The organism is Cupriavidus taiwanensis (genome assembly GCF_900250075.1).
GTDB lineage: Bacteria > Pseudomonadota > Gammaproteobacteria > Burkholderiales > Burkholderiaceae > Cupriavidus > Cupriavidus taiwanensis_C.
Genome location: NZ_LT977070.1, coordinates 2,171,479 through 2,190,851 on the forward strand (window position 1 = coordinate 2,171,479; position 19,373 = coordinate 2,190,851).

Sequence of the window (19,373 nt, forward strand, 5' to 3'; positions counted from 1 at the left end):
TCGATCCGGCATCGATCCACTCACGGAGGAAGGACATGCTCAGACACCTTGCGAGGATGCTCGCCGCCGTCATCACGCTCACCGCCCTGCTCGGCGCCTGTGCCGCGCCCACGCCGCCGGCGGACGCCCCGCGCCCGGTAACGCCCGGCCAGCCCACCGCGGGCAAGGCCGAAGTGCTGTGGCTGGGCCAGGCCGCCACGCGCATCACCACGCCGGGCGGCAAGGTCATCGTGATCGACCCATGGCTGACCAACAATCCCAAGACCCCGCCCGGCTTCAAACAGCTGCCCGCGCTCGGCAAGGTCGACCTGATCCTCGTCACGCATGCCCACAACGACCACCTCGGCGACACCCCCGCGCTGGCCCGGCTGACCAACGCGCCGGTGTACAACGGCGGCGGCCTGGGCCGGGCGCTGGTCAGTCTCGGCCTGGTCCCGGAGGCGCAGGTGCAGCGCTTCGGCAAGAGCGGCACGGTGATGCCGTTTGGCCCGGCGGGCCCGAAGATCACGGCGGTGCATGCGGAACACTCGTCGGAACTGGCGCTGAAGAACCCGGCCACCGGCAAGGACGAGACCCACTACGGCGGCGAGCCGGTCGGCTACGTCATCGAACTGGAGAACGGCTTCCGCATCTGGCACATGGGCGATACCGGGCTGTTCGGCGACATGCGCCTGATCGGCGAGATCTACAAGCCGGATCTGGTGCTGATCCCGATCGGCGGGCATTCCACCATGGGACCACAGGATGCCGCGATCGCCGTGCGCGACCTGATCCGGCCGCGCTTCGCCATTCCGATCCACTACCAGACCTCGCCGCAAGCGAGCGGCACGCCGGAGCAATTCAAGGCGGCGCTCGGTACTGGTGCCGCGGCAAGCGTGATCGTGCCGCAGCCCGGAGAGAAGGTCGACTTCTGAGCGCCGGCGTCAGCCGACGCGGTAGCGCCGGATCACTTCCGGATCCGGGTCGAGGCCCAGGCCCGGGCCGGCGGGCAGCGCGATCATGCCGTCGCGCGGCACCACGGCATCGCCCAGCACTTGCGCGGCCATGTCGAAGTAGCGCCATTCGATCATGGCGTCGGCATCGCCCAGCGCCGCGGTGGCATGCATGGCCGCCAGCAGTCCGGGGCCGTCGTAGAAGGTATGGACCATCACCTGCGCGTTGTGCGCCCTGGCCAGGGCAAAGACATCGCGCAGCGCGCTGATGCCGCCCATCTTGGCCGGGCTCGGCTGCACCACATCGACGGCACCGATGCCAAGCAGGTGCTCGAATTCCATCAGCGTGGTCGCATTCTCGCCGGCGGCGAGCGGAATCGCGCATTGCCGGCGCAGCGCCGCGAGTCCGGCGTAGTTCTCGGGCGGCCACAGCGGCTCTTCCAGCCACCTTAGCGACAAGGGCTGCAGGGCGCGGGCCATATCGATGGCCTCGTGCAGCGTCCACGGGCAATTCGTATCCAGCGTGATCTCGATATCCGGGCCCGCGGCCGCGCGCGCAGCGCGGATCACGGCCAGGTCGACTTCATGCAGCTTCAGGCTGCGGTAGCCATCGGCGATGGCGCGCCTGACGTTGACCGCGATCGCTTCGGCATCGGCATAGCGGATCAGGCTGGCGTAGGCCGGCAGCTGCTCGCGCCGCGCCCCGCCCAGCAGCCGGTAGACGGGTAGCCCCGCCGCCTTGCCGCACAGGTCCCACAGCGCGATATCGAGCGCCGACAGCCCGTAGAACAAGGGCCCGCTGCGCCCGAACACATGGAAGCTGCGTTGCAGGTCGAGGCCGATCGCATCGATCTGGCTCGCGTCACGGCCGATGCAGGCCGGCGCCAGCATCTGCTCGATCGCCGCCCGGGCCGCGGGAACGCCGACAAAGCCGAAGGTTTCGCCCCAGCCGACCAGGCCGTCATCGGTGCTCACCTTGAGCAGCAGCGAATCGGCGGCCTGCATGCCGGCCCCGCCCCAGACCCCCGCAGCCGACACGCCGCCGACCGTGAACGGAATGCGCAGGGCGATGGCTTCGATGCCGGCGATCTTCATGGCGCGCTCCTTTGGTCCGCGGTCGCTCGGGCTACGACAGGCAATGCCGATGCCCATGCCGCGCAGGACTTCAATATAGGCCACAAGGCGGCCCCGCATGACCGTGGACCACCGGCGCGTATTGCAGCCACCCTGTGGAATCCCACAGGGTCGGCGCGCCACCCTGCCCGCCTTTCCCTATTCTCGCCCGTGGCAATTCGCGCCAGCCCCAGGCATCGCGTCCGCTGCGGCCTCCACAGCGGCGCCATGCCGGCCCCGGCCGCGAATTGATCGTTGAAGAACAAGATCCGAAAGGGAAGACTCAATGCGTAAGACGATTTTGCTGATGGCGATTTGCGCGGCGCTGTCCGCGTGCGGCGGGGACGATAACAGCACGACACCGCAACCCAACACCGGCAACCCTGGCACCCCGGGAACGCCCGGCACGCCCGGCACGCCCGGCACGCCTGGCAACCCCGGCACGCCAGCGCCGGCGGGCTGGACCGATCCGGCGCCGTTCACCGAGGCCGGCGCGGGCCATGTCAACGTCGCCATCGATGCCGCGGGCAACGCCATCGCGGTCTGGATGCAGCTCGATGAGGGCACCGCCAACGAAAGCGTGCTGGCAAGCCGCTACGTGCCGGGTTCCGGCTGGAGCGCGCCGGTGGCGCTGGAAAACGACGCCGCCGGCGCCACCGACGGTCCGCAGATCGCGATGGACCGCGCTAGCGGCCGCGCCATGGTGGTGTGGGCGCAGCTGACCACCGCGGGCGCCTACGACATCTGGGCCCGGCCCTTCGACCCGGCCACCGGCTGGGGCACGCTGGCCCGCATCGAGACCGGCGCCGGGCTGGCCGTGCAGCCACAGGTCGGCATGGACACCAGCGGCAACGCGGTCGCGGTGTGGAGCCAGCGCGACGGCCAGTTCGGCCCGTTCAAGATCGTCGCGAACCGCTACACCCCCGCCAGCGGCTGGGGCACGGAATCGACGTTCGCGACGCCCAATGACGCCGGCATCCAGAACCTGCGGCCGCAGGTTGCCATGGCGCCCTCGGGCGAGGCGATCGCCGTGTGGGAACTGACCGACCTGGCCAGCAACGGCATCTGGACCAGCCGCTTCAGCGGCGGCAGCTGGGACGCGCCCAGCGAGCTGGTGCGCGACGACAGCATCGACCGCTCGCTCGGCTATCCCGCCATCGCCATGGACGGCAGCGGCAATGCCACGCTGGTATGGGGACAATCCGATGTCGCCAACGGCACCGTGGCAAGCACGCTGTACGCGCGGCGATTCACCTCGGCCTGGCAGAACCCCGTCGCGGTGGCGCCGCCGGTGGCCGAAGCCTTCATCAGCAAGGCGCGTCTGTCGGTCAATGCGCGCGGCGACGCCATGGTGGCCTGGGGCCGCAACGACAACACGCTGGTGGCCAGCGTGGCCCCGGCCAACGGCGCCTGGGGCAGCGAGACCGTGCTGCTGAGTGCCAGCACGCGCACGCCGAGCCTGCCGACGGTTGGCCTGGACGGCGCCGGCAATGGCTTTGTCGCCTGGACCCAGGCGCCCGACGGCAGCAGCGTGGCCGACCTGTGGACCAACCGCTATGTCGCCGGCACCGGCTGGGGCACCGCCGCGCTGGGCGAGAGCTACGGCGACACCGCCGCGATTCCCGCGCTGGCGGTGAACGAGAAAGGCAATGCGGCGCTGGTCTGGAACCAGTGGAGCGATGCCGGCACCCGTATCGCCGGCCGCTATTACACGCCGGCCAACTGACGCGCGGTCGTCGCGCCGACTGCAAGCCCCGGGGGAAGGTGTTGCCCCGGGGCTGCTCCGCGTTAACCGCCGGCCGCCCGGTCAACGCCGCATTGGTGTCAGATCGACAGCAGCCCCAGCGCCACCGCGCGCGCGCAGGTGGCCTGGCGCCCGCGCGTATTGAGCTTGCCGGCGGCAACGTTGAGGTGGAAGTAGACGGTGCTCTCGCTGATGCCGAGGATGCTGGAGATCTCCCATGTGGTCTTGCCGATCGCCGCCCAGTGCAGGATCTCGCGCTGGCGCCGGCTCAGCGCCGGGCGCGCGGCCTCGCCTTGCAGCCGCCGCAGCGCCGAATGCAGGCAGTGCGCAAAGTAGCTCATCGGTGGCAGCGTGGTGCGCAGCGCGCGCAGGTCGCAGGTGGCATCGGTGGTCAGCGTCATGAAGGCCCAGTCGATGCCGGGCGTCCATAGCGGAATGGTCAGGCCGGCGTTGAGCCCGTGCTCGCCCGCGCTGCGCAGCAGCTTGCGCGCGCTCTGTCCGATATCGCGACGCGTGTGGTCGACCTCGCCCAGCGCATTCCACGACGTCGCCGGCATGCCCGCGCGCACGTGCGCCACGCGGGCGTCGCCATCCTCGTGCCGCTTCGCGCGCAGCGGCTCGTAGCGCGCCCGCGCCCAGTCCGCCGAAAAATCGTGGAAGCAGACGAAGTCGTTGTCGTCGTGCGGGCCCAGCGTGGGCTGCTTCATGACGTAGGCATGGTGGTTGAAGCCCATGGCCCGGGCCGCGCGCAGCGCCACCTGTGCCACTTCCTGCGGCGTGCGCGCGTTCAGCACGGTCTCGGCATATTGCCAGTCACGAAGCGGATCTACCTTCATGCAATCTCCGGCAGGATGCGCGCCCGTCGCGGGTGCGATCGTGAAGACGCGGCCGTGCGGCAACTGGCCGCCGGCCAATGAAGCTTGCGAGGGTATGCGAATTCCGCCGCCATGGAACGCCCCGTTCGGGGGAAGCGCTTCGGCATGCGCGGGCCGCGCGGCCCCTGGCTAAGGCTTCCACTCCGGCAGCGCCGCGGCCTGCCGGATCCAGTGCGCCGGCAGCGCCTCGTCGAAGTTCTCGCCTCCCCTGGTTGACGCGGGTCGGCGAGACCGCACTGAGCGGCTATGATAAGCCGGTCAGCCAGAACCTTGAGGAACGAGCATCGATGCAGCCATCTGAACAGATCGACCAGCTGATCGCGGGCCTGGCCGACTGGCGCGGCCAGACCCTGGCCAGCCTGCGCAAGGCCATCCTTGCCGCAGACAGCGGCATCGTCGAGGAATGGAAATGGATGGGCAGCCCGGTATGGTCGCGCGACGGCATGATCGCCGTCGCCAACGCCCACAAGGCCAAGGTAAAGGTTACCTTTACCAACGGCGCCAGCCTGCCCGACCCGGACCACCTTTTCAACGCCGGCCTGGGCGGCAGCAAATGGCGCGCGATCGACTTCGCCGAGGGCGACAAGATCGATGCGCGCGCGCTCAAGGCCCTGGTCCGCGCCGCGATCGCATTCAACCAGGGCAAGGCGAAGAAAAAAGCGCCGGCGCGCACCCGGGCACAGGCCAGCCAGCAAGACGACGCTTGAAGCGCAGGGAGTTCAGCTTCCCTCGATCTTGAAGCCGATGTCCTTGATGAACTGCCCCCAGCGCGCGTGGTCGGCGCGGATCTGCGCGGCAAACGCATCGGGCGTGACCGCCTGCGGCGGCAGCACGCCCACGCCCGCCAGCCGCTTCTGGTAGGCGGGATCGGCCAGCACCTTGCGCACCGCGGCGGAGACCGCCTCCACCGTCTCGCGGGGCATGGCCTTGGGGCCAAACAGCGCGAAATAGCCGCTGAGCTGCTCCATCTCGGGGTAGCCCAGTTCGCGGAACGTGGGCGCGCCGGGCGCGAGCTCGGAGCGTTCCGGGATGGTGGTGGCCAGCACCTTGGTCTTGCCGGACTGGTACAGCGGCACGCCGGTGGTCAGGCCGTCGATCATCAGCGGCACCACGCCGCCCACCAGATCCTGCGTGGCAGGCGCGGACCCCTTGTACAGCACCGGTTCGAGATTGGTGCCGGCGAGCCGGTTGAACAGCAGCGGGCCGAAGTGTGACGACGTGCCCGGACCGTACGAGGCCGAGTGGATCGGCTTGCCCGGATTCGCCTTGGCGTAGGCCACCAGTTCCTTCAGCGTGTTGTACGGCGCATCCTTGTTGGCGGCCAGCAGCACTGGCGCGCGGCCGAGTTCGGCGAGCGCGGTCAGGTCGGTCAAGGGATCGTAGGGAACGCGGTTGATATGCGCGCCCGAGGTGGCCGAAGAGCCCAGCGTCACCAGCAGGGTCTGGCCGTCGTTCTTCGCGCGGATCACGTCCTGCGTGGCGGGAATGGTGGCACCGCCGGGCTTGTTCTCCACCACCACCGACTGTCCGACCACGCGTGCGAGGTAGTCGGCGAACAGGCGCGCCACCACGTCGGTGCCGCCGCCCGGCGGATAGGCCACCACCAGCCGGATGGCGCGCGCGGGCCATTGCTGGGCCAGCGCGTGCGGCGCCACGCCGGCGGCCACCGCGAATGCGGTGGCGCCCAGGAACTGTCGACGATCCATAGATGAAGTCTCCGCGTTATCGTTGTGCGCCGCACCGGCGGCGGGTCTTTCATCTTAGTGACTGTTCAGGCCGGGGACACGCCCGGGTTTCCACCATGCGCGGCGGCGGCAGCCGGCGGCGGGCCGAACCCTTGCGCATAGGCTCGCCGTGCCCGGAGGGCGCGCAAAAGCGCCGGGCATCGTTTTTGCTGGCCTATATTTCAATAGTCATTTTCCGCCGCGCCGCGGTCCACGCCCGAAGCCGTGCCGCGATGTGACGATAATGAAATCCGCTCACCCCGGAGGTGGATTATGAGCGCCGTGCCCGAGCCTCAGGTGGCCGACAGCACTACGCCCCCCGGCAAACGCCCCGCCACGTCGACGCGGCATGTCTGGACCCGCTATTGGGTGATTGCCAAACCCTACTGGGTCTCGCAGGAGCGATGGAAGGCCGCCGGCCTGCTGCTGGTGCTGATCCTGCTGCTGCTGGGCCAGACCCAGGCCGAGGTGCTGATCAACGAGCAGACCGGCGAATTCACCTCGGCGCTGGCGGCGCGCGACGCCGAGCGCTTCTGGGCCTCGATCCGCACCTGCCTGTATATCCTGATCGTCGCCATACCCGTCTACGCGGTCTATTACTACATTCGCAACACGCTGGGCCTGCACTGGCGGCGCTGGATGACCCACCATTACCTGGACGGATATTTCAAGAACCGCATTTTCTACAAGCTCAATGCGGATGCCGGCATCGACAATCCCGACCAGCGCATCTCCGAGGACATCAACACCTTTACGCGGCAGTCGCTGTTCTTCCTGTCGATCGGCATCGGGGCGCTGCTGCAGCTGATTGCGTTCAGCGCGGTGCTGTGGATGATCTCCAGGGAGCTGGTCTATTTCCTGGTGGTGTACGCGATTGCCGGCACCTTTGTCTCGATCGCCTGTTTCGGGCGGGTGCTGATCGGCCTGAATTTCTACCAGCTCAAGCGCGAGGCCGACTTCCGCTTCAGCCTGATCCGCGTGCGCGAGAACGCCGAATCGATTGCGTTCTATCGCGGCGAGCCGCAGGAGTCATCCCACGTGCGCGGGCGCTTCGGCAAGGCGTTCCAGAATTTCGAGCGGCTGATCCGGTGGCAGCTGGGGCTGAACATGTTCCAGTATGGCTATGGCTTCCTGACCATCCTGCTGCCCAGCGCGATCGTGGCCTCGCGCGTGCTGGACGGCGAGCTCGAGGTCGGCAGCGCGATCCGCGCCGCGGGCGCCTTCGCCGCCGTGCTGAACGCGCTGACGGTGATCGTCGACAACTTCGAAGACCTGAGCCGGTTCGTGGCCGGACTCGACCGCCTGGACACGTTCTCCAGCACCCTGACCGGGAAAAAGACTACGGCGCCGCGGGCTGCCTCCACCATCGAGTCCCGCCAGGACTCGCGGCTCGCGCTGGAACATGTCACGCTGCAGACGCCCAACCAGGAGCGCACACTGGTCACCGACCTGAGCGTGTCGATCAGTCCCGGCGAGGGACTGCTGATCGTCGGCGCCAGCGGCGGCGGCAAGAGTTCGCTGATGCGCGCGATCGCGGGGCTGTGGAACAGCGGCACCGGCCGCATCGTGCGGCCGGCGCCGCAGGACATGCTGTTCCTGCCCCAGCATCCGTACATGGTGGTCGGCAGCCTGCGCAGCCAGCTGCTCTACCCCAACCATGTCGGCCGGCGGGTAGCAGACGACGAGCTGCTGCAATTGCTGGATACCGTCAACCTGCGCGACATTGCCGGCCGCTTCGGCGGGCTCGACACGGAAGTGGACTGGAGCAAGGTGCTGTCGCTGGGCGAGCAGCAGCGCCTGACCATCGCGCGCGTGCTGCTGGCGAGGCCGCGCTATGTGATGCTGGACGAGGCCACCAGCGCCCTGGACATCATCAACGAAGAGGCCTTGTACCAGTTGCTGGCCGGCTTGCAGGCGACGCTGGTCAGCGTCAGCCACCGGCCCACGCTGCTGAAGTACCACCACCAGGTGCTGGAGCTGCCGGGCGACGGCAGCTGGCGCCTGCATCCGGCAAAGGAGTACCGATTCGGCTGGTAACGGGCACCGCGGCGGCAGCGGCTGCACGCGCCCGGATGCGTTGCGCTATGCTGAACAGATCCCCTGCGCAGTGCTTACCGGAGACCCACCATGCGCCATCGCCTGTCCGTCTGGCTGGCCGCCGCCGCGGCGACCCTGCTGTGCGCCTGCGCAACGCTGCAGCCCGTGCAGACCGCGCAGAAAATGATCGGCAGCCCGCAGAGCGCCGTGCGCGATACCTTCGGCGCGCCTTCCGAAACCTACCCGCTCGCCAATGGCACCAGCCGCTGGATCTATTCCAAGCAGCCGCTGGGCTTCGAGGTGTATGCCGCCGACTTCGACGCCGGCGGCAAGCTGACCAGCTTCCGCCAGATGCTGACCGAGAAGGAAATCTACGCCGCCCGCCCGGGCGTGTGGACCAAGCAGGACGTGGCCGAGCACTTCGGCCTGCCACGCGAGCCGGTCGAGTACTACCCGATGATGAAACGCGAGGCGTGGTCGTACCGGCTCTACGCCGGCGCGTTCCAGCCGGCGCACTTCAGCGCGTACTTCGACGAGCGCGGGGTGCTGGACCGCACCATGATCATCGTCGATGCGATCGGCGGGGATGCGCGCGATGGCAGCAAGTGAGCGGGCCGGCAACAGGCCGCCACGCCATGCCGGCCCTATCCGGGGTCGGCGCGTCTGGCAGGATCGGGCATCATTGGCGCGCCCGGCTTGCGCAGCATCTTCTCGACCTCGCCTGCATGCAGCTCCTCGAGCTGGATCAACTGCCGCGCATACTCCTCCAGGGCAACGGAGCGGCCCTCGACCAGGCCGAGCAGTTCCCGGTACAACGCCAGCGCCTCCTGCTCCGTGGCCAGCGACTCGCGCAGGATCGCGCCGATATCCTGGGTGTGGGCGTCCAGCAGCTCGCCGATGCCGAGCGAGGGATAAGCGCCAAGAGTGGTGATCCATTCGCCGGCCTGCTGCGCATGCAGCAGCGACTCGTTGGCCTGCTCGCGCAGCCACGACACGATCGGGATGCGCCCGAAGCCGAAGATCAGGAACGAATAGTGCGTGTAGCGCACCACGCCGGCGAGCTCGGCCTCGAGGATCCGGTTGAGCACGCCGACAACCTTGTCCTGTTCGATGTCCGCCATGGCAGCACCTCCCTGTGGGTGAAGTCCAGCGGCAGGCCCGCAGCGCGCGCCTGCGCCCTGCTCCCGCGCCTTCAGCGGTAGACCAGCACCGGGACCCGGCAGTGGGTCAGCACCTTCTGCGTTTCACTGCCGACCAGCAAGGCATCCAGGCCTCTGCGGCCGTGCGACGCCATGAAGATCACATCACACTCGTGCCTTGCCGCGGCGTCGATGATGCCCTTGTAGGGAACGGTTGCCGTCATGTCGGTGGCGCACGCTACGCCCGCCGCCCTGGCGGCGGCAACCACCTCATCCAGCCGCGCCCTGGCCCGTTCGGCTTCCTGCTCTTCGAAGGCCTTGCGCCTGGGATGGCCGGCGTCGCCCGATGCCAGGTAGGGATACTCCTCCATGCAGGTATAGGCAGTCAGCCTGGCGCCATCGGCCTTGACAAAGCCGATCGCCGCTTCCATCGCCATCCTTGAAAGTTCCGAGCCATCGGTGGCCAGCAAGATGTGCTTGAACACGATTCCCCTCCCAATGCGTTGGTTCGCGGCGGAGGTGAGGCGCTCCGCCGGCCAAGCTTCAGTATGGACAAGAATCCGGCCTGCGGAGGAACGCAACGATGGCCGGCGGCCGGCGCGCTTGCGACGTGGGAAGCATGGGCGGAAGCGGGCCAGGACCCTTGCCGAGATCCTGGCACTGTCTTCCTTACTGCATGTGCTGCCCGCCGTTGATGGCGATATTGGAGCCGGTCACATAGGCCGCGTCCTCGGAGCACAGGAAGGCCACCAGCGCCGCCACTTCCTCCGGCTTGCCGACCCGGCCCACCGGGATCTGCGGCAGGATCTTGGTCTCCATGATTTCCCTGGGCACGGCGTTGACCATCCTGGTGGCCAGGTAGCCCGGCGAGACCGTGTTGACGGTCACGCCCTTGCGCGCCACTTCCAGCGCCAGCGACTTGGTGAAGCCGTGCATGCCGGCCTTGGCCGCGGCATAGTTGGTCTGGCCGAACGCCCCCTTGGAGCCGTTCACCGACGAGATATTGATGATGCGGCCCCAGCCGCGCTCGACCATGCCCTCGCACAGCGGCTTGGTGAGATTGAACACCGAATCGAGATTGGTCCGCATCACCGCATCCCAGTTCGGCTTGTCCATCTTCTTGAACGCCATGTCGCGCGTAATGCCGGCATTGTTTACCAGGATGTCGACCTGGCCGACGTCGGCCAGGATGCGCGCGGCGCAGGCCTGGCAGGCGTCATAGTCGGATACGTCGACCTCATAGGCGCGCATCTCGCGGCCGCTGGCCGCCATCGTGGCCAGCCACTCGCCGGCGTTGGCATTGCCGGGCGAGTGCGTCACCACCACGGCATGGCCGGCGTCGTGCAGCCGGATGCTGATGGCTTCGCCGAGTCCACCCATGCCACCTGTTACCAATGCGATTCTCTTCGTCATGCTGATTGCGTCGTTCGTGAGTTGAAAGACCCCTGCCTTGCAGGAGGGGACATTCCCCCGGTAGTCCCCGAGCAAGTTCCCGCCACCGTCGCGCAGGCAAAGCGCGTCCATGCCGGGCCGGACCGTGCCGGTCCCGGTGCGCATGGATGGGGCGGGAAGATATGGTGTCGCAGTGCCGCGGGGCCGGGAACGCGGGGCTCCCGGGCCTGCATGCCTGCGATCTGTGTGCAGCGCGCGCTCCGGCCTGGCCGGGCCAGCGCTGTGTTCGCTGTGCTGTTACGCCTTGGCGGCGCGCGGCGTAGCGTTCGCGGCCGTGGCCGACGCGGCTGCGGCGGTCTTGGCAAAGTTGGCCCTGGCGACTTCGGCGGTCTGCTTGGCGGCGTCCTGGAACGACTGGTAGGTATTGCTGGCCGCGGCAACGCCCGACTGCAGCAGCGCGGTCAGCGCTTCCGATCCCGCCGGCGCGTTCTTCACGAAGGTGTCGACGAAAGCCTGGACGTTGCGGTTGTGCTGTTCGTACTGGGCCTCGACGGCCTTGCTCAGTTCGGCCTGCGTATTCGACGCGATCTCATAGACGTGGCGCGCATACGCCACCGCCTTCTCGGCAGCCGGCTGGGCCAGGTTGCCCTGCGCCGCGAACACTTCGCGCAAGTCCTTGCCGGCCAGCGCCGCCTGGACGTTTTCCTGGCCTTCGCTGAGCGTGGCCCTGAGCGTCTGCAGGTTCAGTTCGGTCAACTTCTGGAAGCCTTCAAACGCCGTGTTCGTCAGCGCGAACAAATGGCTCACGTTGGACTTCTGCGCCGCAGCAAATTGTTCGGGCGTAAAAGGTGACATGCAGATCTCCTATGGGGTGGATCGGGACGGGGTGGCGCACCGGCACTGGCAAGGGAACACGCACAAGCTTCGTTCCCTGGCCGCGCCGCCAATCTTGCAGCGCACCATCGAACCCGCATCCTAGAGTCTTTCTCTGTTTTCACGCGCTAGGGATAAACCCAAATAGTCTTGAAGACCGGACAATAAAAGCGTTGCGGAGGACCCAAATGTTACAAGTACTTACGGTGTATTGTTGCAGCGCAGGACAGATATAAGAGCGGCTTAATTCAACCCTTCCCAGTGGAAAAAACGAAAAAAAACCGCAGCCGAAGCTGCGGTTTCCTGGATGCGGCAAGTGCTTGCTCAGACTTCTTCGTACAGCGGCAGCGTCAGGAACTCGGCAAAGTCCTCCGACGTCGACATCTGCTCGAAAATCTCGGCGGCACGGTCATAGGTGCTGGTGTCGCCACCAACCAGTTCCTTCACCTTGGCCAGCTCTTCCGGGATCAGCTTGCGCACCAGCTCGGCCGTGACCTTGGTGCCGTCTTCCAGCTTGCCCTTGGGCGAGCGGATCCACTGCCACACCTGCGAGCGCGAGATCTCGGCGGTGGCGGCGTCTTCCATCAGGTTGTGGATCGGCACGCAGCCGTTGCCGGCCAGCCAGGCGCCCAGGTAGTGGATGCCGACGTTGATGTTCATGCGCAGGCCGTGCTCGGTGATCGGCGTTTCCGGCTGGAAGTTCAGCAGGTCGGCGCCCTTCACCTGCACGTCCGGACGCTGCTTCTCGAACTGGTTCGGCTTGTCGCCCAGCACCGCCACGAATTCCTTCATGGCCGGCTCGACCAGGCCCGGGTGCGCCACCCAGCCGCCGTCGTAGCCATCGGTGGCATCGCGGCGCTTGTCGCTGATGATGCCTTCCATGGCGATGGCGTTCTTCTCCGGATCGTTCTTGATCGGGATCAGCGCGCTCATGCCGCCGATCGCGGGCGCGCCGCGGTGGTGGCAGGTCTTGAGCAGCAGCAGCGCATACGAGCGCATGAACGGCGCGGTCATGGTGACCTTGGCGCGGTCGGCCAGGCAGAAGTCCTTGTCGTTCTTGAACTTCTTGATGCACGAGAAGATGTAGTCCCAGCGGCCGGCGTTCAGGCCCGCGCTGTGCTCGCGCAGCTCATACAGGATTTCGTCCATCTCGAACGCGGCGAGGATGGTCTCGATCAGCACGGTGGCCTTGATGGTGCCCTGCGGCAGGCCGATTTCGTTCTGCGCCATCACGAAGATGTCGTTCCACAGGCGCGCTTCCAGATGGCTTTCCATCTTCGGCAGGTAGAAGAACGGGCCGGCGCCGCGGGCGATCTGCTCCTTGGCGTTGTGGAACAGGAACAGCGCGAAGTCGAAGATGCCGCCCGAGACGCGCTTGCCGTCGATGGTGACGTGCTTCTCGTCCAGGTGCCAGCCGCGCGGACGTACCTGCAGCGTGGCGATCTTGTCGTTCAGCTTGTACTGCTTGCCCTTGGATTCCAGGGTCAGCGTGCGGCGCACGGCGGCCTTCAGGTTGACCTGGCCCTGCAGCTGGTTGTGCCAGTTGGGGGTGTTGGAATCCTCGAAGTCGGTCATGTAGCTGTCAGCGCCCGAGTTGAAGGCGTTGATCACCATCTTGGCTTCGACCGGGCCGGTGATTTCCACGCGGCGGCATTCCAGCGCCTTGGGCACCGGGGCAACCTTCCAGTCGCCTTCGCGGATGCTCTTGGTTTCCGGCAGGAAGTCGGGCACCTCGCCGGCGTCCAGGCGCTTGGCGCGCGCGACGCGCGCGGCCAGCAGTTCCTGACGGCGCGGCTCGAAGGCGCGGTGCAGCTTGTCTACCAGGGCCAGGGCTTCCGGCGTGAGGATATCTTCGTAGGCCGGCAGGATTTCGCCGGTAATCTTCATGCCCGCGGGCAGCGTGATAGCCATCTGTGTTCTCCTGTTAAACGATAGCGATAGCTTTGGTTGTTGGGCGCCCTGCTATGCCGCCACGCTACGGGCGCGGACGAATTCGAGCAGGTCGTTCATGTCGTGCCCGGTGCCGGCGGGGGCGACATCGAGCCGCTCCGCCGGATGGCCGGCACGGTTGATCCAGAAAGTGGTGTAGCCGAACCAGGTGGCGCCGCAGGCGTCCCAGCCGTTGGACGAGACGAACAGCATCTCCTGCGCCTCCAGGCCGAAGGCCAGCGGCCCCAGCGCATAGGCGGCCGGCGCTGTCTTGTACTGGCGCACCGCATCGACCGACAGCACGTGGTCGAACAGTCCGTGCATGCCGGCGCTCTTGACCGAGATGTCGAGCATCTCCGCGTTGCCGTTGGACAGGATGCCCAGCGGCAGCCCCGCCTTGCGCAGGCGCTTCAGTGCACCCAGGTTTTCCGGGAACGCCGACAGGCACGCGTATTCCTTCAGCAGCTGCGCCTCGGCGGCTTCGTCCAGCGGCAGACCCAGGCGCTCGGCGGCGTAGCGCAGCGCGTCCACGGTGATGGCCCAGAACGGCTTGTAGTGCGCGCCGTCGGGCGCGGCCATGGTGCGGATGCGCGTGTAGTCGATCTGGCGGTCGCGCCACAGCAGCGCCAGCGCCTCGCCGCGGCCCGGGAACAGCTGCTCCGCGCGCGCGGTGACGGAATACACGTCGAACAGCGTGCCATAAGCATCGAAGACGACGGCGCGGATCTTGTTCATGGGAGCCTGGACAACTGCAACGGTACGGGGCAACTGCGTGAGCGGCGGCCAGCCCACAGCTGCGTGGCTCTGTACACCATTGAATGCATCGAATTGTAGGGAGACGCTGCAGTGCGGCAAAGTGGCCGTCGGTCACTTGATCTTTTACTTTTACACAACTAATCTTGGCTGACTAAAACAAAACTCCGCACCAAATCCTCTTCACTGGTGACCGAAGGCCCGCCTTGGCACCCTTTGCGTGGCCAGCGCGGCACCCCGCGGGAGCTTCCGTGCAACTCAGGCGAAACATTCGTGGACCATTTCAAACAACTGGAGACCTTTGTATCCGTCGCCTCGCGCGGCAGCCTGTCCGCCGCCGCCGCGGCCGAGGGCGTGGCGCCCGCGATCATCGGCCGGCGCATCGATGCCCTGGAAGAGCGGCTGGGCGTCAAGCTGCTGGTGCGGACCACGCGCAAGATCAGCCTGACCTTCGAGGGCTCGGCGTTCCTGGAGGACTGCCAGCGCATCCTGAACGACCTGCACAACGCCGAAGCCAGCGTCTCGGCCGGCGGCGTCAAGGCCAGCGGCCACCTGCGCGTGACCGCACCCGCAGGTTATGGGCGCAAGCACGTGGCGCCGCTGGTGCCGCTGTTTATCGAGTCGCACCCGGACGTGTCGATCACGCTGGACCTGTCTGACCGCGTGGTCGACCTGGTCAACGAAGGCTTCGACTGCGCCATCCGCCTGGGCGACCTGCCCGATTCCAGCCTGGTGTCGATCCGGCTGGCCGAAACCCGCCGCGTGGTGGTGGCCGCGCCGGAATACCTGGCGCGCGCCGGGCGCCCGAACACGCCGGAAGACCTGCAGCGCCATAACTGCCTGGCCTTCGGCGCCAGCGCCAACATGCAGCGCGGCTGGGTGTTCCAGGAAGAAGGCCGCGCCGTGACCGTGAAGGTGGGCGGCACCATGGAATGCAGCGACGGCGCGGTGCTGCACGAGTGGTGCCTGCAAGGCAACGGGCTGGCCTGGCGCTCGTGGTGGGAAGTCGGCAGCGAGATTGCCAGCGGACGGCTGGTGACAGTACTGGACGAGTTCCAGGCGCCGCCGATCGGCATCCATGCGGTGTTTCCGCAGCGCAAGCACCTGCCGCTGCGCGTGCGGCTCTTTATCGACCACCTGAAGAACACCTACGGCAATCCGTCCTACTGGCGGCGGTCCGAGCAGGCCGCGGCGCTCCCCATGGCGGAAGTGCTGGCGGACTGAGCCGCGGGCGTGCCGAGGATCCATCCGGACGCCATTGACATTACGCAATGCCCTTCTCGGCACACTGACTACAATGCATTCAAGACAGGCGCTGCCCGGCGCCGCGGCGATGCCGCGAACCGACGGGTCACCGCCCTGCCCCGACCCCTAGTCAGCAAAGGAGCCCCGCATGTTCCAACATATCCTGCTTCCCACCGACGGCTCGGAACTCTCCAAGAAAGCCATCAACGGCGGTCTGGAGCTCGCCAAGGCCATCGGCGCGCGCGTCACGGCCTATGTCTGCCTGGAGGAATACCCGTACACGCCGTTCAGCGAAATCGTGGTCGAGGCCCCGCAGGCGTTCAAGGACCGCATCGAGAACCAGGCCAAGCTGTATCTGAAAGAGGTCGAAAACCTGGCCACGGCGGCCGGCGTGACCTTCGACGCCGACATGTCGACCTTTGCCGTGCCCTACCTCGGCATCATCGACGCCGCCGAGCGCCACGGCTGCGACGTCATCTTCATGGCCTCGCATGGCCGGCGCGGGCTGTCCGGCCTGCTGCTCGGCAGCGAGACGCAGAAGGTGCTGACGCATACCGACATTCCGGTGATCGTCTACCGCTGAACCAAGGCGCCGCGCGCCAAGGCAAAACCGCCCGCACCGGCATGACCGGTGCGGGCGGTTTTTTGCTTGCGCGGGCGGCTTACGACGCCTTGCTGATGCGCTGCTCGATATGCTTGGCGCGGTCTTCCGAGCCCGGGTGCGACGAGAACATGCTGGACTTGCCGCCGTCGAGCTTGGCCAGCTTCTGGAACGCCGTGACCAGGCCCTTGGTGCTGGCCTTGTTCTTGGTCAGCAGGTCGAAGGAATAGTCGTCGGCCGCGGTTTCCTGCGACTGCGAGAACTGCGCGTTGATCAGCTTCTCGCCCAGTTCGCCCAGCTGCGATTGCGACAGCGCCGCCACCGCGCCATTGCCGGCCGACGCTGCCGCGCCGCGCGCCGCGGTGGCGGTATAGGCCACCTGCATGGCCTTCTTGGTGTGGCCCAGTGCCACGTGGCCCAGTTCGTGGCCCAGCACGCCGCGCACCTCGTCGTCGGTCATCATGTCCATCAGGCCGCTGTAGACGCGCACGCAGCCATTGGCCATGGCCCAGGCGTTGACGTCCTTGGTCAGGTAGACCTTGGCATTGACGTTGGGCACGTCGCTGTTCTTCAGCCCGCTCATGATCTTGACCAGGCGCTTGTTGTAGGTGCTGTTGGCAGCGGCGATCTTGTTGGTCTTGTCCGATTCGGCGCAGGCCTGGTCCGACAGGCTCTTGACGTCGGCGTCCGACAGCGTGGCCGCCTTGGCCAGCGAGGTGCCGGCGCTCAGCATGCCGTCGACATTGGTGGGCATGCCGCCGGAACAGCCGGCCAGCAGTGCCGCCGCGATGGCGCAGGAAGCGAGCGTGAAAGTTGCTTTCATGATGTTGTTCTGGGTGAAGTGGCTCGGAGAGTGCCGATAAAGGCTCCGGCACTTTAAGCCATCTGTCCGCGCCAGGGAATCACCCAAATGCTGCAAGCCGCCAGAAATGACAATTTATTGCATTTGGACAATCTCTCAGATCGAAGGGCGCAAAAAATGCGGCGGCCTTGGGCGTGTTTGCATCGATCCCGCAGCGAGACCGCGAGGTCCGGCGGCAGCCAGTCGCTCAATGCTGGGTGGCGCAATCGCACCGCAACAAACCTTTACAAATCCGTCCGTGAAATCTCAGACCGGTGCCCTAGCCTGTTCCCATGCTTTCGAGGGAGATGGCCATGCCTTCGTCAAGGGACACATTCAAATTGCGTCGACCTGGGCGTCGCACGATGAACTGGCACGACGTCGCCCTGATCGCGCTCGGATGGGTTGGCCTGTGTCTCGGCGTGGGGTGGACACTCTCCAAGGCCGCTGGCACTTTCGAGTGAGTCGCCGGTACGCGCTCGGGCGCCAAGGCCATGTACGGCGGTCGCATTGGGAATAAAAAATCGCGCCGTCCCTGAGAGAGAGAACGGCGCGTCGCCTAAAAGGGAGAGCGTGATGGTCGCACGCCCTCCCGATCCCGCCGGACCCACGAGCCGGCGGGAGTGACCAGGAGAGTCAGGCCACTTTCTTGTCTTCGAAGAACTGCTCGTCTTCGGTCGAACCCTTCAGCGCGGTCGTCGACGACTGGCCGCCTTCGATGGTCTGGGTCACGGCGTCGAAGTACCCGGTGCCGACTTCGCGCTGGTGCTTGACCGCGGTGAAGCCCTTCTCGGCGGCCTTGAACTCGGCTTCCTGCAGTTCGACGAACGCGCTCATCTGGTTGCGGGCATAGCCGTAGGCCAGGTTGAACATCGAATAGTTGAGCGAGTGGAAGCCGGCCAGCGTGATGAACTGGAACTTGTAGCCCATCGCGCCCAGTTCGCGCTGGAACCTGGCGATGGTGGCGTCGTCCAGGTTCTTCTTCCAGTTGAACGACGGCGAGCAGTTGTAGGCCAGCATCTTGCCCGGGAAGCGGGCGTGCACGGCCTCGGCAAACTTCTTGGCGAATTCGAGGTCCGGCTTGCCGGTCTCGCACCACACCAGGTCGGCCACCTCGGCGTAGGCCAGCGCGCGCGAGATCGACTGTTCCAGGCCGTTGCGGACGCGGTAGAAGCCTTCGACGGTGCGCTCGCCGGTGCAGAACGGCTTGTCGTTGTCGTCGATGTCCGAGGTCAGCAGGTCGGCGGCCTCGGCGTCGGTGCGGGCGATCACCAGCGTCGGCACGCCGGAGACGTCGGCGGCCAGGCGGGCGGCGGTCAGCTTGGCGACGGCTTCGCGGGTCGGCACCAGCACCTTGCCGCCCATATGGCCGCACTTCTTCACCGAGGCAAGCTGGTCCTCGAAGTGCACGCCGGCAGCGCCGGCCTCGATCATGGACTTCATCAGTTCGAAGGCGTTCAGCACCCCGCCGAAGCCCGCTTCCGCGTCGGCAACGATGGGGGCGAAGAAGTCGGTGTCGCCCGTACCTTCGCTCCACTGGATCTGGTCGGCACGCTGGAAGGTGTTGTTGATGCGCTTGACCACCTGCGGCACCGAGTTGGCCGGGTACAGCGACTGGTCGGGGTACATCTCGCCAGCCAGGTTGGCGTCGCCGGCGACCTGCCAGCCCGACAGGTAGATCGCCTTCAGGCCCGCCTTGACCTGCTGCATGGCCTGGTTGCCGGTCAGCGCGCCGAGCGAGTTGACGAACGGCTCGGTATGCAGCAGGTGCCACAGCTTTTCGGCACCACGACGCGCCAGGGTGTGCTCGACCTGAACCGAACCGCGCAGGCGCACCACGTCTTCGGCGGTGAAATTACGCTTGATGCCCTTCCAGCGCGGATTGGTGTCCCAGTCTTTTTGCAGGGCCTGGATCTGCTCTTGGCGGTTCATGGTCGCTCTCCTGAACGTGATTGGGAATGGCTGAGGATCTCGTGCTCGCCTGGCTCGGTCTGCGTCGTGTCGCCGCTGCGTTGACCGCTGTTTAGTGCGCGATGTCCTGTGTCTTATATAAGAGTGTAGAGAACGCTACCGCGTTGCAACAACCCCCAACCCAGCACGCCACCAAGATATATTTTTCTTTTAAATCATTGATTTGCAGAAAATATTCCACGATGCGGGACAGAATCTTCCATG

General features: G+C 66.5%; 18 protein-coding genes. 7 read left to right on the forward strand and 11 right to left on the reverse strand.

The window, feature by feature from the left end; genetic code table 11:
- The first annotated feature begins 56 nt into the window (after positions 1–56).
- Positions 57–914: a metal-dependent hydrolase gene (locus tag CBM2588_RS10040; RefSeq protein WP_439897444.1), complete on the forward strand. Its 858-nt coding sequence runs from the start codon at positions 57–59 to the stop codon at positions 912–914.
- A gap of 9 nt (positions 915–923) precedes the next feature.
- Here the strand turns inward: CBM2588_RS10040 and CBM2588_RS10045 are convergent, their stop codons facing one another.
- Positions 924–2,027: a mandelate racemase/muconate lactonizing enzyme family protein gene (locus CBM2588_RS10045; protein ID WP_115680417.1), complete on the reverse strand. Its 1,104-nt coding sequence runs from the start codon at positions 2,025–2,027 to the stop codon at positions 924–926.
- 304 nt (positions 2,028–2,331) lie between these two features.
- Here CBM2588_RS10045 and CBM2588_RS10050 point away from each other — a divergent pair, with 304 nt between their 5' ends.
- Complete coding sequence (locus CBM2588_RS10050; RefSeq protein ID WP_172583578.1) at positions 2,332–3,771, forward strand: hypothetical protein; 1,440 nt, start codon at positions 2,332–2,334, stop codon at positions 3,769–3,771.
- Positions 3,772–3,869: 98 nt separating this feature from the next.
- Here the strand turns inward: CBM2588_RS10050 and CBM2588_RS31025 are convergent, their stop codons facing one another.
- On the reverse strand, positions 3,870–4,625 hold the full coding sequence (locus tag CBM2588_RS31025) for a helix-turn-helix transcriptional regulator (protein WP_115680420.1): 756 nt from the start codon (positions 4,623–4,625) through the stop codon (positions 3,870–3,872).
- A 326-nt stretch (positions 4,626–4,951) separates the two neighbouring features.
- Between CBM2588_RS31025 and CBM2588_RS10060 the strand changes: the two genes are divergently transcribed.
- Complete coding sequence (locus tag CBM2588_RS10060) at positions 4,952–5,371, forward strand: DUF1801 domain-containing protein (RefSeq protein ID WP_115680421.1); 420 nt, start codon at positions 4,952–4,954, stop codon at positions 5,369–5,371.
- A 12-nt stretch (positions 5,372–5,383) separates the two neighbouring features.
- Here the strand turns inward: CBM2588_RS10060 and CBM2588_RS10065 are convergent, their stop codons facing one another.
- On the reverse strand, positions 5,384–6,370 hold the full coding sequence (locus CBM2588_RS10065; RefSeq protein WP_115680422.1) for a Bug family tripartite tricarboxylate transporter substrate binding protein: 987 nt from the start codon (positions 6,368–6,370) through the stop codon (positions 5,384–5,386).
- A gap of 291 nt (positions 6,371–6,661) precedes the next feature.
- On the opposite strand from CBM2588_RS10065, the gene CBM2588_RS10070 reads away from it, so the two are divergent.
- Both CBM2588_RS10070 and CBM2588_RS10075 read left to right on the forward strand, forming a co-directional pair.
- Entirely contained in the window at positions 6,662–8,425 is a 1,764-nt protein-coding gene (locus CBM2588_RS10070; protein WP_115680423.1) for an ABC transporter ATP-binding protein/permease, read from the forward strand.
- Between the two features lie 90 nt (positions 8,426–8,515).
- The gene (locus tag CBM2588_RS10075; protein WP_115680424.1) at positions 8,516–9,034 is read left to right on the forward strand and encodes a hypothetical protein; all 519 of its coding nucleotides are present in this window, start codon (positions 8,516–8,518) and stop codon (positions 9,032–9,034) included.
- 35 nt (positions 9,035–9,069) lie between these two features.
- Here CBM2588_RS10075 and CBM2588_RS10080 read toward each other — a convergent pair whose 3' ends face one another.
- The 6 genes from CBM2588_RS10080 to CBM2588_RS10105 form a co-directional block, all read right to left on the reverse strand.
- Positions 9,070–9,546 (reverse strand): ferritin-like domain-containing protein, encoded by a 477-nt coding sequence (locus tag CBM2588_RS10080; RefSeq protein WP_115680425.1) that lies wholly within the window; start codon positions 9,544–9,546, stop codon positions 9,070–9,072.
- Positions 9,547–9,617: 71 nt separating this feature from the next.
- Positions 9,618–10,049, reverse strand: coding sequence for a universal stress protein (locus tag CBM2588_RS10085; RefSeq protein WP_115680426.1), 432 nt, complete (start codon positions 10,047–10,049; stop codon positions 9,618–9,620).
- Between the two features lie 184 nt (positions 10,050–10,233).
- Positions 10,234–10,977, reverse strand: coding sequence for an acetoacetyl-CoA reductase (phbB, locus tag CBM2588_RS10090; protein WP_115680427.1), 744 nt, complete (start codon positions 10,975–10,977; stop codon positions 10,234–10,236).
- A gap of 276 nt (positions 10,978–11,253) precedes the next feature.
- Positions 11,254–11,811 (reverse strand): TIGR01841 family phasin PhaP3, encoded by a 558-nt coding sequence (gene phaP3 / locus CBM2588_RS10095; RefSeq protein WP_115680428.1) that lies wholly within the window; start codon positions 11,809–11,811, stop codon positions 11,254–11,256.
- 342 nt (positions 11,812–12,153) lie between these two features.
- The gene (gene aceB, locus CBM2588_RS10100; RefSeq protein WP_115680429.1) at positions 12,154–13,740 is read right to left on the reverse strand and encodes a malate synthase A; all 1,587 of its coding nucleotides are present in this window, start codon (positions 13,738–13,740) and stop codon (positions 12,154–12,156) included.
- A gap of 51 nt (positions 13,741–13,791) precedes the next feature.
- Positions 13,792–14,493, reverse strand: a complete 702-nt coding sequence (locus CBM2588_RS10105; RefSeq protein WP_115680430.1) for a haloacid dehalogenase type II — start codon at positions 14,491–14,493, stop codon at positions 13,792–13,794.
- Positions 14,494–14,784: 291 nt separating this feature from the next.
- Here CBM2588_RS10105 and CBM2588_RS10110 point away from each other — a divergent pair, with 291 nt between their 5' ends.
- Together CBM2588_RS10110 and CBM2588_RS10115 are read left to right on the forward strand one after the other, a co-directional pair.
- Entirely contained in the window at positions 14,785–15,735 is a 951-nt protein-coding gene (locus CBM2588_RS10110; protein WP_115680431.1) for a LysR family transcriptional regulator, read from the forward strand.
- Positions 15,736–15,904: 169 nt separating this feature from the next.
- Positions 15,905–16,339 carry a universal stress protein gene (locus CBM2588_RS10115; RefSeq protein WP_012353026.1) on the forward strand — a complete coding sequence of 145 codons (435 nt, stop codon included), beginning with the start codon at positions 15,905–15,907 and terminating at the stop codon, positions 16,337–16,339.
- A gap of 79 nt (positions 16,340–16,418) precedes the next feature.
- On the opposite strand, the gene CBM2588_RS10120 is transcribed toward CBM2588_RS10115, so the two are convergent.
- Positions 16,419–17,180 (reverse strand): M48 family metalloprotease, encoded by a 762-nt coding sequence (locus tag CBM2588_RS10120; protein ID WP_115680432.1) that lies wholly within the window; start codon positions 17,178–17,180, stop codon positions 16,419–16,421.
- Between the two features lie 654 nt (positions 17,181–17,834).
- Entirely contained in the window at positions 17,835–19,130 is a 1,296-nt protein-coding gene (gene aceA / locus CBM2588_RS10125) for an isocitrate lyase (RefSeq protein WP_115680433.1), read from the reverse strand.
- Between the last annotated feature and the right edge of the window lie 243 nt (positions 19,131–19,373).

Excerpts from the sequence above, each read along its gene's own strand:
- CBM2588_RS10040 (WP_439897444.1), top strand. The coding sequence starts at position 57 with ATGCTCGCCGCCGTCATCACGCTCACCGCCCTGCTCGGCGCCTGTGCC.
- CBM2588_RS10045 (WP_115680417.1), bottom strand. The coding sequence starts at position 2,027 with ATGAAGATCGCCGGCATCGAAGCCATCGCCCTGCGCATTCCGTTCACG.
- CBM2588_RS10050 (WP_172583578.1), top strand. The coding sequence starts at position 2,332 with ATGCGTAAGACGATTTTGCTGATGGCGATTTGCGCGGCGCTGTCCGCG.
- CBM2588_RS31025 (WP_115680420.1), bottom strand. The coding sequence starts at position 4,625 with ATGAAGGTAGATCCGCTTCGTGACTGGCAATATGCCGAGACCGTGCTG.
- CBM2588_RS10060 (WP_115680421.1), top strand. The coding sequence starts at position 4,952 with ATGCAGCCATCTGAACAGATCGACCAGCTGATCGCGGGCCTGGCCGAC.
- CBM2588_RS10065 (WP_115680422.1), bottom strand. The coding sequence starts at position 6,370 with ATGGATCGTCGACAGTTCCTGGGCGCCACCGCATTCGCGGTGGCCGCC.
- CBM2588_RS10070 (WP_115680423.1), top strand. The coding sequence starts at position 6,662 with ATGAGCGCCGTGCCCGAGCCTCAGGTGGCCGACAGCACTACGCCCCCC.
- CBM2588_RS10075 (WP_115680424.1), top strand. The coding sequence starts at position 8,516 with ATGCGCCATCGCCTGTCCGTCTGGCTGGCCGCCGCCGCGGCGACCCTG.
- CBM2588_RS10080 (WP_115680425.1), bottom strand. The coding sequence starts at position 9,546 with ATGGCGGACATCGAACAGGACAAGGTTGTCGGCGTGCTCAACCGGATC.
- phbB (WP_115680427.1), bottom strand. The coding sequence starts at position 10,977 with ATGACGAAGAGAATCGCATTGGTAACAGGTGGCATGGGTGGACTCGGC.
- phaP3 (WP_115680428.1), bottom strand. The coding sequence starts at position 11,811 with ATGTCACCTTTTACGCCCGAACAATTTGCTGCGGCGCAGAAGTCCAAC.
- aceB (WP_115680429.1), bottom strand. The coding sequence starts at position 13,740 with ATGGCTATCACGCTGCCCGCGGGCATGAAGATTACCGGCGAAATCCTG.
- CBM2588_RS10105 (WP_115680430.1), bottom strand. The coding sequence starts at position 14,493 with ATGAACAAGATCCGCGCCGTCGTCTTCGATGCTTATGGCACGCTGTTC.
- CBM2588_RS10115 (WP_012353026.1), top strand. The coding sequence starts at position 15,905 with ATGTTCCAACATATCCTGCTTCCCACCGACGGCTCGGAACTCTCCAAG.
- CBM2588_RS10120 (WP_115680432.1), bottom strand. The coding sequence starts at position 17,180 with ATGAAAGCAACTTTCACGCTCGCTTCCTGCGCCATCGCGGCGGCACTG.
- aceA (WP_115680433.1), bottom strand. The coding sequence starts at position 19,130 with ATGAACCGCCAAGAGCAGATCCAGGCCCTGCAAAAAGACTGGGACACC.